Source organism: Nitrospira sp. BLG_1 (assembly GCF_047338595.1).
Classification (GTDB): domain Bacteria; phylum Nitrospirota; class Nitrospiria; order Nitrospirales; family Nitrospiraceae; genus Nitrospira_D.
In genome coordinates this window covers 211,284-225,903 of record NZ_JBLFBO010000003.1, presented here as the reverse complement: position 1 = coordinate 225,903, position 14,620 = coordinate 211,284, and the positions used below count along the sequence as shown (strand labels likewise).

General features: G+C 55.9%; 11 protein-coding genes. 8 read left to right on the top strand and 3 right to left on the bottom strand.

Annotated elements, in window-relative coordinates; translation table 11 throughout:
* Positions 1-193: 193 nt before the first annotated feature.
* The 4 genes from rsmD to ACMTNU_RS05060 all read left to right on the top strand — a co-directional run bounded on the left by rsmD (position 194) and on the right by ACMTNU_RS05060 (position 2,841).
* Positions 194-763, top strand: a complete 570-nt coding sequence (gene rsmD / locus ACMTNU_RS05075; RefSeq protein ID WP_413934146.1) for a 16S rRNA (guanine(966)-N(2))-methyltransferase RsmD — start codon at positions 194-196, stop codon at positions 761-763.
* The gene (coaD, locus tag ACMTNU_RS05070; protein WP_413934145.1) at positions 760-1,248 is read left to right on the top strand and encodes a pantetheine-phosphate adenylyltransferase; all 489 of its coding nucleotides are present in this window, start codon (positions 760-762) and stop codon (positions 1,246-1,248) included. The genes rsmD and coaD overlap by 4 nt, the downstream gene beginning before the upstream one ends.
* On the top strand, positions 1,245-2,438 hold the full coding sequence (locus tag ACMTNU_RS05065) for a pyridoxal phosphate-dependent aminotransferase (RefSeq protein ID WP_413934144.1): 1,194 nt from the start codon (positions 1,245-1,247) through the stop codon (positions 2,436-2,438). Before coaD ends, ACMTNU_RS05065 begins: the two co-directional genes overlap by 4 nt.
* Before the next feature lie 61 nt (positions 2,439-2,499).
* The gene (locus ACMTNU_RS05060) at positions 2,500-2,841 is read left to right on the top strand and encodes an FmdB family zinc ribbon protein (protein WP_413934143.1); all 342 of its coding nucleotides are present in this window, start codon (positions 2,500-2,502) and stop codon (positions 2,839-2,841) included.
* Between the two features lie 14 nt (positions 2,842-2,855).
* Here ACMTNU_RS05060 and ACMTNU_RS05055 read toward each other — a convergent pair whose 3' ends face one another.
* From ACMTNU_RS05055 to purH, 3 genes are all read right to left on the bottom strand, one after another.
* Positions 2,856-3,281 (bottom strand): hypothetical protein, encoded by a 426-nt coding sequence (locus tag ACMTNU_RS05055; RefSeq protein ID WP_413934142.1) that lies wholly within the window; start codon positions 3,279-3,281, stop codon positions 2,856-2,858.
* A 257-nt stretch (positions 3,282-3,538) separates the two neighbouring features.
* Positions 3,539-4,813 carry a phosphoribosylamine--glycine ligase gene (gene purD, locus ACMTNU_RS05050; RefSeq protein ID WP_413934141.1) on the bottom strand — a complete coding sequence of 425 codons (1,275 nt, stop codon included), beginning with the start codon at positions 4,811-4,813 and terminating at the stop codon, positions 3,539-3,541.
* A 186-nt stretch (positions 4,814-4,999) separates the two neighbouring features.
* Positions 5,000-6,553, bottom strand: coding sequence for a bifunctional phosphoribosylaminoimidazolecarboxamide formyltransferase/IMP cyclohydrolase (purH, locus tag ACMTNU_RS05045; RefSeq protein WP_413934140.1), 1,554 nt, complete (start codon positions 6,551-6,553; stop codon positions 5,000-5,002).
* A 344-nt stretch (positions 6,554-6,897) separates the two neighbouring features.
* Between purH and ACMTNU_RS05040 the strand changes: the two genes are divergently transcribed.
* The 4 genes from ACMTNU_RS05040 to ACMTNU_RS05025 all read left to right on the top strand — a co-directional run bounded on the left by ACMTNU_RS05040 (position 6,898) and on the right by ACMTNU_RS05025 (position 14,514).
* A complete protein-coding gene (locus tag ACMTNU_RS05040) occupies positions 6,898-7,383 on the top strand; it encodes a hypothetical protein (protein ID WP_413934139.1) in 486 nt (161 codons plus the stop codon).
* A gap of 573 nt (positions 7,384-7,956) precedes the next feature.
* Entirely contained in the window at positions 7,957-11,091 is a 3,135-nt protein-coding gene (locus ACMTNU_RS05035) for a hypothetical protein (protein WP_413934138.1), read from the top strand.
* Positions 11,092-11,340: 249 nt separating this feature from the next.
* Positions 11,341-12,273, top strand: a complete 933-nt coding sequence (locus ACMTNU_RS05030; RefSeq protein ID WP_413934137.1) for an OmpA family protein — start codon at positions 11,341-11,343, stop codon at positions 12,271-12,273.
* A gap of 3 nt (positions 12,274-12,276) precedes the next feature.
* A complete protein-coding gene (locus ACMTNU_RS05025) occupies positions 12,277-14,514 on the top strand; it encodes a hypothetical protein (RefSeq protein ID WP_413934136.1) in 2,238 nt (745 codons plus the stop codon).
* Positions 14,515-14,620 lie beyond the last annotated feature (106 nt).

The window sequence follows — 14,620 nt, the reverse complement described above, 5'->3', positions numbered from 1 at the left end:
AGGATCATTATAGTCTTCCCATAAAAGACGGTCAAAGCTACCGGTATATCTCCCCTCAGACTTCACGATCAATTGTCGGGATTCGTCACGTTCGCCGTCAACACTGTCCCTTCTCATCCCACAGTTTCTTGACCCCTGTAAAAACGCTATGTTAGAGTTCACCTCATCATATTATGGTGGGGCTCTGTGTGGAATGCGTGTGATAGCAGGAACCTACCGTGGAAGGCGTCTCTATGGGCCACAAACGCAGACCCTGCGTCCAACCTCTGATCGAGTTCGAGAAGCGTTGTTTTCTATTCTTGGGAATCGGTTGCCACACAGTCGTTTCTTAGACCTCTATGCTGGAACCGGCGCGGTCGGAATCGAAGCTCTCAGCCGTGGCGCGGACCATGTCACCGCCGTTGAGTGGAACAGGGACGCCGTGAACCTTCTCCAACGAAATAAACGCCTCTGTGAGATTGGCGCAGAACTGACCATACAGGCCCATACGGTTGAACAGTTCCTTCAGCGCCCAGACCAGTGGCATGGCCCTTATGATATTGTCTTTGCCGATCCACCCTATGCGGAAACGGCAAGACTTTTTTCAGTATTGAGTGAATCAATGATCGAGACGCTCTGTGCCATGGATACCTGGCTCATCGTCGAACATGGAGAAAAATCTGCAGCTCCTGCGGCGCTCGGTCCGACCACCCTGCACCGGCAGTATCGCTATGGCGACACGACCCTCTCGCGCTACTCTCGTCCACATCACCACGAAACATGAAAACTGGCATTTACCCCGGCACATTTGACCCCATCACCCACGGGCACACTGACATCATCACTCGTAGCCTTCGGATGTTTGATCGAGTGGTGGTGGCCGTGGCTCTGAATCCCTCGAAGCATCCGCTGTTCACTGTCACTGAACGCGTCGAGATGGTGAAACTCGTCATGAAGGACCTACCCCAAATCGAAGTCACGCAATTCGAAGGTTTGTTGGTCGACTATGTCGAGCGGTCTGGTGCCCACGCCATTATTCGTGGCTTACGCGCGATTTCAGACTTTGAGCACGAATTTCAGATGGCGCTGATCAATCGCAAATTAGCCAAAACCGTGGAGACCGTGTTCCTCATGCCCAGCGAGGAGTACTCATACCTTTCGTCGACCATCATCAAGGAGGTGGCACGACATGGAGGTGCACTGACTGAGTTTCTCCATCCTGAGGTCGCACGCCGTCTGAACGATCGTATCAGGAGTCTCAAATCATGAAACTTGCTGCCCGTGTCAGCCGCATCGCGCCCTCCCCCACACTCGCCATGGCGGCGACAGCCAAGGCCATGGCGGCACAGGGGTTAGACATCGTCGACTTTTCAACCGGAGAACCGGATTTCGATACACCGGAACCGGTCAAGGCCGCAGCTGAGGCTGCAATTCGTGCGGGATTTACCAAATATACTCCATCCTCAGGCATTGACGAGTTGCGTGGCGCCATCGTCGAGAAATTATCAGCTGAACTTGGAGTCCGGTATGAAAAGTCTCAAGTCCTGGTGTCGTGCGGCGCCAAACATTCGCTGTATAATCTGGCGGAAGCGTTACTCGAAGCAGGGGATGAGATCATCATTCCCACGCCGTATTGGGTCTCCTACTCGGATCAAGCCCTCTTGAACGATGCGACCCCGATCCTCATGCCCACCAGAGAAGACGAGGGGTATGCTGTTCGGCCTGCTGACCTTGAACGGCTCATTACGCCGAAAACAAAAGCCATTCTGGTCAACAGCCCGTGCAATCCAACCGGGGCCACCTATGATCGCGGCACCTTGGAACAAATCGCGGCGGTAGCGATTCGTCATGATCTCATCGTGATTTCCGATGAGATCTATGAAAAAGTCCTCTACGATGGAGCCAGTCACGTGAGCATCGCCTCGTTAGGGGCTGAGATTGCTGCACGAACCGTGATCATTAACGGAGTCTCAAAAGCCTACGCCATGACGGGGTGGCGTATCGGCTATGCGGCAGGTCCGAAAGAGCTCATCACAGCCATGGCCAATATTCAAAGTCAGAGCACCTCCAATCCGTGTTCGATCGCACAAAAGGCGGCCGTCGCCGCGTTGCGTCTTGGAGAACCGTTCACGCTCAAGATGGTCGAAGAGTTTTCACGCCGGCGGAAGACGATCGTCGAGGGGTTGAACAACATCCCAGGTGTAACCTGTTCGATGCCACGTGGCGCCTTCTATGCATTCCCTAATATCAGGGGATTGTTGGGAAAACGAGGGCCTTCAGGTATGCTCAAGACACCAAACGAGATGGCCAATTACCTCTTGAATGATGCACACATTGCGGTCGTCCCGGGCGAGCCCTTCGGCAGTCACGACCATCTCCGATTGTCGTACGCCACCAGTATGACGAACATCACCAGGGGACTTGAACGGCTTGGACAAGCCTTTGCCAAGCTGGTATAAGCCTCAAACAGCCTGTTGAATGAGACCAAGAATCGAAACATGATGGAGGAAGGACGTACCCATGCCGACGTATGAATACCAATGTGATAGCTGTCAGCATCGCTTTGAGGTGAAGCAAAGCATCAAGGATGACCCCCTCTCCGCATGCGAACGCTGCGGGAAAGCCGTCAGACGCCTCATCTCGTCGCCAGGAATCATGTTTAAGGGAAGCGGGTGGTACGTGACCGACTATTCGGACAAGCTAAAACCCCCGTCTAGTGGCGGAGGTGAAACGACCTCGACCAAATCATCGGAAAAGAAAGAGTCGTCCTCGCCGGCAACAACGACGACAACCACACCCTCCTCCTCACCGACACCGGCGTCAAGCTCCACCGGCTCCTCAACAACCACGCCCTCTTCATGACCATCGAAATCAGGCTACCGCACTCCCATGGATCGTGGAGTCGCGTGCTTACTTCCTGGAGACTTTGTCGCTCCCTTGGAAGCCGAGGTTGAAGGTGATCTGGATGGACCTTTGTGAGTCGATGCCTTAGGACTCATCGCCTTGACGGCTTTGATACGCAATGTTTCCAACTGGCTCTGCAGCCCGCTGATGATGACGCCTTTCTCTCGGTTTGTCCGACTCAGATCTTCGATCTGTCCCTGGAGTTCCTGCTTGACTCTGGCCAAGTCGACGACTTGAGCCTGAAGTTGCGCTTTTTCCATCGTCAGCGTCTGAGTTTCGGCACGTAATTGTTCGATCTCATCCTGCAGCGCCGGCGGCCAGTAGTCACAACCCAGCAGACTCACCGCTACTCCCACACAGACAACTGCACCGACGAACCGCCGCGGGTGCTGAATCATTGTGGTCTCCCCTTTCATCATGTGTGCCTGTCGATCACGGCTCTACGTACCGTATCTCCATACAGCAAGTAAATGCGTCCGCACGGGTAAGGAGATGGGATTCTAACAGATTGGGCACATGACAACCGAAGGTGATTGACCCTGGCTATTCGGACCTAGGAGAAACCAAGCGGACCTCCCAGAAAATCTTGGACCATCATGCCGGATTGGAAAAGGTTGCACGAGAGATACTGGTAGGGAATTGGAGCGAGCGCACACTACATTCTTAATGCGCGGTGGGCGATATCGGTCCGGAAGTGGCACCCTTCGAATGAAATTGTGTTCGCGACTTGATAAGCTTCACGTCGAGCATCTGAAAGTGTCGAGCCCAGGCCCAGCACACCGAGCACACGACCCCCTGCTGTGACAATCTCCTTGTCGCGCTGCGCAGTGCCAGCGTGAAAGACAACGGAAGACGATGACCCTGTACTAGTCGTAGGAAGACCAGTAATTACCTTTCCCTGCTGATACGCACCAGGATAGCCTCCGGAGGTCATCACCACGCACACGGCTGCTTCTCCAGACCATTCAACTGGTAGTTGCTCGAGCCGATGGTCGATCACCGCTTCGATGACATCGAGTAAATCCGTCTTCAGCAACGGCAGTACGACCTGTGTTTCAGGATCTCCCATCCGAGCATTAAACTCAAGCACATAGGGGATCCCGTTGACAATCATCAGGCCAGCGTAGAGCACGCCCTGAAACGGTGAGCCAATACGAGCCATCGCATCAACCATTGGCTGTAAGACTTCACGGACTACTTGATCTCTGAGTGCATTTGTCCCAAGCGGCGCTGGACAGTAGGCCCCCATCCCACCCGTATTTAATCCAGTGTCTCGATCCCCGACTCGCTTGTGATCTTGAGCCGGCGGCATCGGCACGATGGTCGTGCCATCAGTAAAGGCCATGATCGTCAGTTCTTCACCATCCAGGAACTCTTCGATTAAGATCTGCTGACCAGCTGGCCCAAAGACCGCTTTTTCCATGCAATCTTGAATCGCTTGCGTAGCCTGCTCACTAGTCGTGGCAATGATGACGCCTTTGCCCTGAGCGAGCCCATCCGCCTTGATGACGACCGGCACTCCGTGCTGCTCAAGATACGCCAACGCCTCTGCTGCCTTGTTAAAACTCCTCGCCTGTGCAGTGCGAATCTTGGCCTGCGCCATGACCTCTTTTGAAAAGGTCTTACTCGTCTCCACGCGAGCCGCATTCCGAGTCGGTCCAAAAACACGAAGCCGCGCTTTCCGAAATTCGTCGACGATGCCCAACGCCAGTGGCGCTTCAGGTCCTACGACCGTCACGTCGATCTGTTCCTGGATGACAAACTCTTTGAGCTTGGAAATATCGTCCGCCTTGATCGACACACAAGTTGCCAATGAAGCAATTCCTGCATTACCTGGGGCACAATACAGGATCGGCTTCCGTGGGCTCTGCGCAAGCTTCCACACCATCGTGTGCTCGCGCCCTCCACTACCAACAACAAGAATCTTCATAATGTTGTCTTAAGAAATGAATACATGAGATTGAGGATATTCAAAACGAGTCCCGGCAAGACCAGAGCAAGCGAAGTGCCAAGGCGTCCAGCTTGTTGGTCCGTTGAGGCCCCGAGCGATGCGACTGGCCTCGCAAACTGATTCGGCAAGGCGGGGAATTCCGCTGGCAGCCGATTCAATATCCAATCAATGGCGGAAGTGACGCATACCGGTCAGAATCATCGCCATCCCATGCTCATCCGCTGCCTTGACGACTTCTGCGTCGCGAATTGATCCACCGGGTTGAATGACGGCGGTAATCCCCACTTCAGCAGCGGCATCGAGACCATCGCGGAAAGGAAAGAACGCATCCGACGCCATCACGCATCCCTTCACCGGCATTTGCGCTTTCATCGCGGCCAACTTCACGGAGTCGACACGGCTCATCTGCCCGGCTCCAATCCCCACCGTCTGGCCAGGCTTCGCGTAAATGATGGCGTTCGATTTCACGTGTTTGCAGACGGTCCATGCAAACGCGCAGGCGGCATACTCCTCGTCCGTCGGCTTGCGGATCGTCGGCACCGTCAGTGCACGAAGATCCGTCAAGACTCCAAGATCGCGATCCTGCACGATCAACCCACCGACAAGCTTCTTCAGATCAAACCCCTCCTGCTTGACCTTCGTCAAGGGGCCGATATCCAACAACCGAAGATCTTTCTTGCGCTTCAACTCAACGAGAGCATCGTCGGCAAACCCCGGAGCGATGACGACCTCAACAAATGTGGACGTAATTTCCTTGGCAGTCGCCAGATCCACGACACGGTTAAATGCCAGCACGCCTCCAAACGCCGAGACCGGATCGGTCTCCCTGGCCTTTACATAGGCTTCCACTGGTGTGGCCGCCAGCGCCACGCCGCATGGATTGTTGTGTTTAATGATTGCGACGGCAGTGTCGTGATATTCTTTCACCAGTTCCAAGGCAGAGTTGGCATCCAGGAAGTTATTGTAGGACATCGCCTTCCCATGCAGAATCTTCCCTCGCGATACCGATGGTTCATGGCTGTTGAGTTCCCGATAGAACGCACCCTGCTGATGGGGGTTTTCTCCGTAGCGAAGCGTTTCGCTCAACTCAAACTGAAGCGACAAGACCTTGGGGAACTTGACCTCTCCACCCTTGGTGTGTTTTTCCAAGTAGCCGGCGATCAATCCATCGTAGCGCGCGGTATGCTGAAAGACTTTCATCGCTAGTTCACGACGAAGCGCCGGTGTCGCGGTCTCGGTCTTCAGTGCATCCAGCACCCGGGAGTAATCGGCTGGGTCGACGACAACGAGCACGTCGTCATGATTCTTGGCGGCTGAGCGCAACATGGACGGACCACCGATGTCGATGTTTTCAATGGCGTCCTCGAAACGACAATCAGGCTTAGCAATGGTGGCTTCAAAGGGGTAGAGATTCACGATCACAACATCGATCGGACCGATTCTATGTTGACTCATCTGTTCGACATGTGCCGGAAGGGAACGCCGACCCAGTAGGCCTCCATGGATCTTGGGATGTAATGTTTTGACCCGACCATCAAGAATCTCCGGAGAGCCAGTATAGGCCGCCACATCCGTGACGTTCACCCCGGCATCGCGAAGCGCCTTCGATGTTCCTCCGGTCGACAAAATTTGCGCCCCGAGCGCTTCCAGCCCCTTGGCCATCTCGATGACTCCGGTCTTATCTGAAACACTAATCAACGCCCGCTTAATGCCGGCCATATCAATACTCCTTAACAAATCGTGTGCAAATTAGGAAAAGACCCGTCGGCTGTGAAAGGGTGGCGAAGAATAGCAAATGAGTGGGGTAAGTTCAAGGCAACAGGGACTCATCACCACATGTGCAATGAAATTGCTTTGAGTCAATCCATGACGGGTCAGGGAGACCATGGGTTCTGTCCTTTCCTCACACCAGCTATCGTGGTCTGATGCGTGCCGGCTCGCCCAACAAACGTGTCATTGACGCGGATACCGTCATTCAAGTAATGTGCATTTATTGGATACATTATTGCATACATGCTCGACGTGCATTCCTCTACCTCAACCACTCACTAGGGAGGTGCGCTATGCTGGCTGGCCGATTGGTGAGGCTGATCGAGAAGAACTCCGAAAAACTTGCTCGAGAGCTGAGCGAGAAAGTATGGAATTCTCCACGCTGTAGCGATTTACGGAAAGTCCCACCCGACGAGCTTCAGGCCCGCACCCGCGAAATCTACCAAAACTTGAATAACTGGCTGATGGACATGACCGAGACCGAAATCGAGCGCCGCTACACGGAACTCGGTGCCCGGCGAGCCGCTCAGGGCGTGGCCTATAGCCATTTCCTCTGGGCCATTACGGCAACGAGAGAGCACATGACAGCCTTTGTCCAACGCGAAGGGTTTTCTGATACTCCCATGCAGTTGCAGGGAGAGCTGGAGCTGATGCATATTCTCGCGCAGTTCTTCGATCGCGCGTTGTATTTCACCGCCATGGGATATGAACAGGAACGGGCCCGTATCGGCACAAACCTTCGCCGCCGCCGGGACGATCACCAGGCCGCCCACGCATAGGCCTGTGCCAAAGGACATCACAGGAGCGATCTCACTGGCGGGCTCACGGCAAAGGAGTGAGCCTGCCGCTTCAGGCACCTCGGCAAGAAGCGATCGTGTCACTTGCACCGACAGCGTCTGGAGAGACCGCTATCAACTCACCTACCCATTTCGGAACGATCCATACGTCCTCGCAACCAAGTGTGGGCATGGCAAGCCTCCCGCTCTTCCTGGGAGAATCCAGACCGCTCAGCAAACTGAGCCCCTCCTGCCCCCTCACCGAGGGCTATCCAGTGGTCAATTTTCACCCTAGTACCTGCCTTAGCAATTATGGTACGGTCGCACGTTGAACCTTGGACATCACATCATCCACAGTGGGATTATGACCTCATGAAGCATGCGGAAACTCTCACCTGCAGCATGGCGTCCATACTTCCCCCTACGACCGTTCCTCTTCACCTGCGACAGACGGCCCCTTTGCTTGCAAACCTCTCCCGAAAGAGTTCGATACGATCTCCCGCTTCATATGACGCAGGAGCCCACAAACCATCGTTAACCGCATCATCACAGAACTGCTGTAAGGACTGATTCACTATGAGTACACTGGGCAGATGGTTGCAGCCTCCTCCAAAGGGTTCTTTGGAGCAACAATACCAAGAGCTTGTCAATCTGCTACGGACTAAGGAACGGGCATTGGAGACGACGTCCCATGATCTGAAAGTGAAGACTGCGGCGATGCAGATTCTTGAACAGAAAATCATGTCATCGGAAACGCAGTTCAACTCAGCACAACGAGAGCTCATCTCTCGCGGCGAGCAGATCAAGGCGCTCGAAACAGAATTAGCCCTCCGATCGAGGCGAGTGGCGGATATAGAGACTGATGGCATCGCAGCACAACAACAAGTAACGGAGCTGAGATCAGTCATTGCCGCCCAAACGGACGAACTCCGCGGGGCCCAGCAAGCTCGTGATGTCCTGAAGGAAGAGATTCGTGTCCTGCGCGAACATGTTGCCCAGCTCAACGAGGGCCTGGCAGACCGTGATCAAGTTCGAGTCCGTATGGAGAAGCTGGAATCGGCACAAGATCGCGTCCATCTGCTGGAGGTTGAACTGAGTGATCGGGAAGCCGCTCATCGCCGCAGAATTCAACAGCTCGAACAACTTCTCGCGGAACGAGATGAGCGGATTGGGGCGTTTGATGTCGGCGCCGCTGCCCACGCGGATGAACTCCGTGGTGCACAGCAAGCCCGCCAGACGGCCGAGCAGGCTCGCGACGTCCTGAAGGAGGAAATCCGCATCCTCCGTGACCAAATCACCCAACTCAACGAAGGGCTCCCGGCCAGAGAGCGCCTTCGTGCCCAAGTCAAAGAGCTGGAATCGATGCGCGGTCGTGTCCACCAGTTGGAGGTCGAACTGAGCGATCGGGAAGCCGCCCATCGCGGCACCATCCAGCAACTTGAACAGGCCCTCGCCGAACGCGATCGTCGCATCGGAGAATTCGATACGCTTACGGCTGCGCAGGCGGACGAAGTTCGGGATGCCCTGGAGACCTGCCGAACAGCAGAGCAGACTCGCGACGTCCTGAAGGAGGAAATCCGCGTCCTCCGTGAACAGATCGCTCAACTGAATGAAGGCCTGGCTCACCAAGACCGCCTGCGCGCCCAGGTCAAGAAACTCGAGGCAACCCAAGACCGCGTGCATCAGCTCGAAGTGGAACTGAGCGATCGCGAAGCCGCTCATCGCGGCACCATCCAGCAACTCGAACAGGCTCTCGCCGAACGAGACCGTCGTATCGGAGAACTCGATGCCCTTACTGTAGCCCACCTAGGAGAACTCCACACTGCCAAACAGGTCTCTCAGACCGCCGAGCAGACTCGCGACGTCCTGAAGGAGGAAATCCGCGTCCTCCGTGAACAGATCGCTCAACTGAATGAAGGCCTGGCTCACCAAGACCGCCTGCGCGCCCAGGTCAAGAAACTCGAGGCAACCCAAGACCGCGTGCATCAGCTCGAAGTGGAACTGAGCGATCGGGAAGCCGCTCATCGCGGCACCATCCAACAACTCGAACAGGCCCTCGCCGAACGAGATCGTCGGATCAGTGAATTTGATTCGCTGGCGGCCGCGCAGGGGGACGAAGTCCGGGATGCCTTAGAGGCCTGTCGGACCTCCGAACAAGCCCGGGATGTCCTGAAGGAGGAAATCCGCGTCCTCCGTGAACAGATCGCTCAACTGAATGAAGGCCTGGCTCACCAAGACCGCCTGCGCGCCCAGGTCAAGAAACTCGAGGCAACCCAAGACCGCGTGCATCAGCTCGAAGTGGAACTGAGCGATCGCGAAGCCGCTCATCGCGGCATCATCCAACAACTCGAACAGGCCCTCACAGCGCGAGATCACCGAATTAGTGCATTTGATGCGAGCACCGCCGTCCAGATGGATGAACTCCGCGGTGCGCAACAAGCCTGTCAGACGGCTGAGCAGGCCCGGGAAGTACTCAACGAAGAGATTCGCATCCTCCGTGAACAGATTACCCAGCTCAATGAGGGGTTGGCCGACCGGGATCAACTCCGAGTCCGCATGGAGAAATTGGAATCGGCACAAGACCGCGTGCATCAGCTCGAAGTGGAACTGAGCGATCGGGAAGCCGCTCATCGCGGCACCATCCAGCAACTCGAACAGGCCCTCGCGGAGCGAGACCGTCGGATCAGTGAGTTTGACTCGCTGGCGGCCGCGCAGGGAGACGAAGTCCGGGATGCCTTGGAGGCCTGTCGGACTGCCGAGCAGGCCAGGGAGGTCATGAAGGAGGAAATCCGCATCCTCCGCGAACAGATCACCCAACTCAACGAGGGCCTGGCCCACCGGGAACGACTCCGAGCGAGACTGAAAACACTGGATACAACCCAAGAGCGCGTGCATCAACTCGAGGTGGAACTGAGTGACCGGGAAGCCGCCCATCGCGGCACCATCCAGCAACTGGAACGGGCCCTGGCCGACCGCGACCACCGCATCGACGAACTGGTGCCGGCCGCTCACCTCCTTCACGAGAAAGAGGCCACGATCAAAGAATGGGAGCGGACGCACGCGCGTGCGATGCAGGACCTTGAAGCTGAGGCCGCCAAGCTCCACGAATCCTGTGCTGCTCAGGACCAACTCCAGGCGCAGCATCAACTCGATGAACAACACCTGCAAGAACGTGACGCCCAGATCGCCGACCTCCAGCGAGAGCTGAAGGGCCTGCAAGCGGAACGACAAGCGCTCCGCAAGGAAGTGCAGAGTATTCCGGAACAAGCTGAACAGATCGATCGCCTGCAAAAGAAACTCAAAGAACTGCGTGCAGCACTGAAAGCAACCCCCTCATCAGTCGCCGCTTCATCGCAGCCGCATCACCAGAAGGGAGCTGGGCCAAACTCCCCACAACCCAAAGTCAGCAAGCCCGTCGCCTCACCGCGCCAGAATGCAACCGGGCAAAATACCCCCGTCGGACAACAACCTAGAGCCGGTAAGCCCGTCCATGCGGACGATCTAAAAAAAATCGACGGGATCGGGACGGCCCATGCCAACCAGCTCCAGAAACTGGGCACCCGGACATTTATCCAAATTGCGCGATGGAAACCGGAGGACATCGAAAAGATCGCCAAGAAGCTTGAGACTGATCCCGAGCGGATCAAGCGTGAGAACTGGGTCGCGGGAGCAAAAAAGCAGCACTACGAAAAGTACAAGGAACGGCTGTAACCCTCGTTGCCGATAAAATTGGTCGGCAACGACTCCGAACGGTTCGTCTCCTAGCCCAGTCATACGCCCATGTAATTAGCTTACCGAATATCCAATTAAGATTTGGGGGTTGACCTCGGACTCGGCTTTAATCACGTCCATGCCTGCATCTCCACAGAGACGGGCTGGAACCTGAATTGCACATGGCACCGGTCCCCCTGTCGTTGACCTGCTTGACTGAACACCGCTCACCTAGTACATAGTCGTGACATGTGGTATCGTCAGGACCCGCACATCAGTGACCCGACCCATCTACAGCGCGCCGAGTTCATGAGGCGTGGAAGAATTCTTGCCGGCGGTATCGCGGCCCTGATGCTGCTCGCTATGGTGTGTATCCCCCGGCATCTCTCTTCACAACCACGGGCCGTCGCGCTCACGCCGGCTTCACTGTATGTCAGTTTCGAACAAAACACCTTGATCCTTCGCGGCTCATTACCCAGTCAGCGGAGTAAGATTGCGATTCTTGAGCAAGCTCAAACCCTGTATGCAAAAAAAGGAATTCGTGTGACTGACCAATTCACCGTCGACACACACGTCGGTACGGCAGCATGGGTCGACACTATTCCACAACTCCTGCCGATCCTGGGATGGATGGTCGAACGTGGCTCCATCATCATTGATGGACACTCCTTGGTTGTGACCGGTCAGGTCGCGAGTCCTCGCGAAAAAGCCGACATCCTCCAGGTGATGGCTCCGGCGGTACGAGCGGGATTACGAATCGAAGACCGCGTCATGGTGGCACAGGCCACCGCCTCATCACCTGCGTCCGTTTCACTCACCGCCCTCCAGTTGTCACTGAATCAAGTCCTTGCAAAATCTTCGATCGAGTTCGAACCAGACAGCGCCACGATCACGACCAAAGGTCAGGCGGTCCTGGATCACATTGTCGGACTCCTTCGAAAAGTGCCGACTGCACCGATTGAGATCGCAAGCCATACCGATATCGGTGGTGCAGCCGAGCATAACTTACGGTTGAGCCGACAGCGCGCTGACGCCGTCAAGCAATACTTGACCGACCATGGACTCACCAACCCGTTTACCACGATCGGCTACGGATCAACGCGTCCTCTCTCAAATAGAAAATATCAACCTGGGCTCCCGCAGAATCAGCGGATCGAGTTGCTCATGATAAGGACCACGTGACCTATGATGACACTGATTAGCCAGATGATCGGATGTCTGCTCATTGCGGCCGGACTCGGGTTCGGAGTCGGCTGGTGGTTGCGGCAAATTCCTACACGCTCGCCAGAGAAGCCCTCTCATGACGCCGCAGGTCTGTTACGGACCAAAGAGCAGGCCATGGAGGCCATGGCGCACGATTTAAAGGTCAAAACTTCGGCCGTGCAGATTCTTGAACAGAAGGTCATGTCGTCCGAGACACTGCATTCCTCCGTTCAACGTGAGCTGATCGCACGCAATGAGCGGCTCAAGGCCCTTGAGGTAGAACTCACAACCCGATCAAAACAACTGACGGCCTCGGAAGGAGAGGGGGCTGCGGCTCGCCGACGCGTCAGCGAAATAGAAGCGATTCTTGCAACGCAGACTCATGAACTCAGAGAGGCTCAACAGACCTGTCGAAACGCCGAACAAGCCCGGGACGTCATGGAACGTGAAGTGGGAGTCCTGCGCGAGCATATCGCCCAACTCAACGAGGGCCTGGCTGATCGGGATCGGCTCCGCACCCAGGTGAAGCAACTTGAAACGGCCCAAGATCGCATCCACCAACTGGAAATCGAGCTCAGTGATCGCGAAGCCGCTCATCGCAGCACCATCCAGCAACTCGAACAGACCCTCGCCGACCGTGACCGACGGATCAGCGAGTTCGATACCCAGGGTCAGACTCAAGCCGAAGACCTTCGAGCTGCCCAGCAAACCTGCCAGACCGCCGAGCAGGCCCGCGAAGTGATGGAACGGGAAGTGAGTGCCCTGAGAGACCATATCGCCCAACTCAACGAGGGCTTGGCCGATCGAGATCGGCTCCGCACTCAAGTAAAGAAGTTGGAAGCGGCTCAAGACCGCATCCACCAACTGGAAATCGAGCTCAGTGATCGCGAAGCCGCTCATCGCGGCACCATCCAGCAACTCGAACAGACCCTCGCCGACCGCGACCGGCGGATCGGTGAGTTTGATGCAAGCGTCGCCGCACAGATAGATGAACTCCGCAGTGCGCAACAGTCCCGTCAGGCTGCCGAGCAGGCTCGCGAGGTCTTAAAGGAAGAGATCCGGGTCCTCCGAGACCATATCGCCAAACTCAATGAGGGCTTGGCTGATCGGGATCGGCTCCGTACTCAGGTGAAGCAGTTTGAGACGCTACAAGACCGTGTCCACCAACTGGAAGTTGAACTGAGTGATCGCGAAGCCGCCCATCGCAACACCATCCAGCAACTCGAACAGACCCTCGCCGACCGCGACCAGCGGATCAGTGAGTTCGATGCTCATGCGGAAACCCAAGCCGAGAGCCTTCGAGCTGCCCACCAATCCTCTCAAAGCGCTGAACAGGCCCGCGAAGTTTTGAAAGAAGAAATCCGTATCCTCCGTGAAGAGATCGCCCAGCTCAACGAGGGCTTGGCCGATCGGGATCGGCTCCGCGCCCAAGTGAAGAAATTGGAAGCGGCTCAAGACCGCATCCACCAACTGGAAGTTGAACTGAGTGATCGCGAAGCCGCCCATCGTGGCACCATCCAGCAGCTGGAAGGGGCCCTGACCGAACGCGACCGACGCATCAACGAACTGGTGCCGGTGACCCACCTCCTGCGGGAGAGAGAGGCCACATTGCGTGAATGGGAACGCACTCACGCACAGACTGTCCAGACCCTTGAACGCGAGACTGCGAAACTCCTCGAACAGAACCAGATCCACAAAGACCTGCAAGCCCAACATCAGCTCGATGAACAACGGGTACAGGAACGAGACGAACAGCTTGCCACTCTCCAGCATGAGCTACAGAGCCTCCGCACCGAACGCCAGGCTCTCCAGAATGAGGTTCAGACCATTCCAGAAAAAGACGAGCAGATCGAGCGCCTCCAAAAACGCCTGCGCGAATTGCGTGCGACCTTGCGCACGACGCCACCTGCTCCGACAACGGCGCCCACTCCCCAGCTCCGCCCCAATGGGACCGAGACTCCCGGTCCCGGCAGTCCTTCCAAAGCCAGCAAACCCAGGCAGAGCGATGACCTCAAAAAAATCCAAGGTATCGGCCCAGTCTTTGCCGAGACCCTGCAAAAACTCGGTACCAGGACGTTTGTCCAAATCGCCAGATGGAAGCCTGAGGATGTAGAGAAAATAGCCAAGAAACTCGCGACCGATCCCGAACGGATTAAACGGGAAAATTGGATCGCAGGAGCCAAGAAACAACATTACGACAAGTACAAAGAACGGCTCTAACATACACGCTTGGACGATACACTTTATAAAGCCTTCCGGCCAACGGTTCCATGTTTCATCTTTTAGGTTTCAGATTCTTGGTGTCTGCACAATACGAGACTTTGTA

What these genes read in the sequence shown, in the direction of transcription:
- rsmD (WP_413934146.1), top strand. Translation starts at nt 194, where the DNA reads ATGCGTGTGATAGCAGGAACCTACCGTGGAAGGCGTCTCTATGGGCCA.
- coaD (WP_413934145.1), top strand. Translation starts at nt 760, where the DNA reads ATGAAAACTGGCATTTACCCCGGCACATTTGACCCCATCACCCACGGG.
- ACMTNU_RS05065 (WP_413934144.1), top strand. Translation starts at nt 1,245, where the DNA reads ATGAAACTTGCTGCCCGTGTCAGCCGCATCGCGCCCTCCCCCACACTC.
- ACMTNU_RS05060 (WP_413934143.1), top strand. Translation starts at nt 2,500, where the DNA reads ATGCCGACGTATGAATACCAATGTGATAGCTGTCAGCATCGCTTTGAG.
- ACMTNU_RS05055 (WP_413934142.1), bottom strand. Translation starts at nt 3,281, where the DNA reads ATGATTCAGCACCCGCGGCGGTTCGTCGGTGCAGTTGTCTGTGTGGGA.
- purD (WP_413934141.1), bottom strand. Translation starts at nt 4,813, where the DNA reads ATGAAGATTCTTGTTGTTGGTAGTGGAGGGCGCGAGCACACGATGGTG.
- purH (WP_413934140.1), bottom strand. Translation starts at nt 6,553, where the DNA reads ATGGCCGGCATTAAGCGGGCGTTGATTAGTGTTTCAGATAAGACCGGA.
- ACMTNU_RS05040 (WP_413934139.1), top strand. Translation starts at nt 6,898, where the DNA reads ATGCTGGCTGGCCGATTGGTGAGGCTGATCGAGAAGAACTCCGAAAAA.
- ACMTNU_RS05035 (WP_413934138.1), top strand. Translation starts at nt 7,957, where the DNA reads ATGAGTACACTGGGCAGATGGTTGCAGCCTCCTCCAAAGGGTTCTTTG.
- ACMTNU_RS05030 (WP_413934137.1), top strand. Translation starts at nt 11,341, where the DNA reads ATGTGGTATCGTCAGGACCCGCACATCAGTGACCCGACCCATCTACAG.
- ACMTNU_RS05025 (WP_413934136.1), top strand. Translation starts at nt 12,277, where the DNA reads ATGATGACACTGATTAGCCAGATGATCGGATGTCTGCTCATTGCGGCC.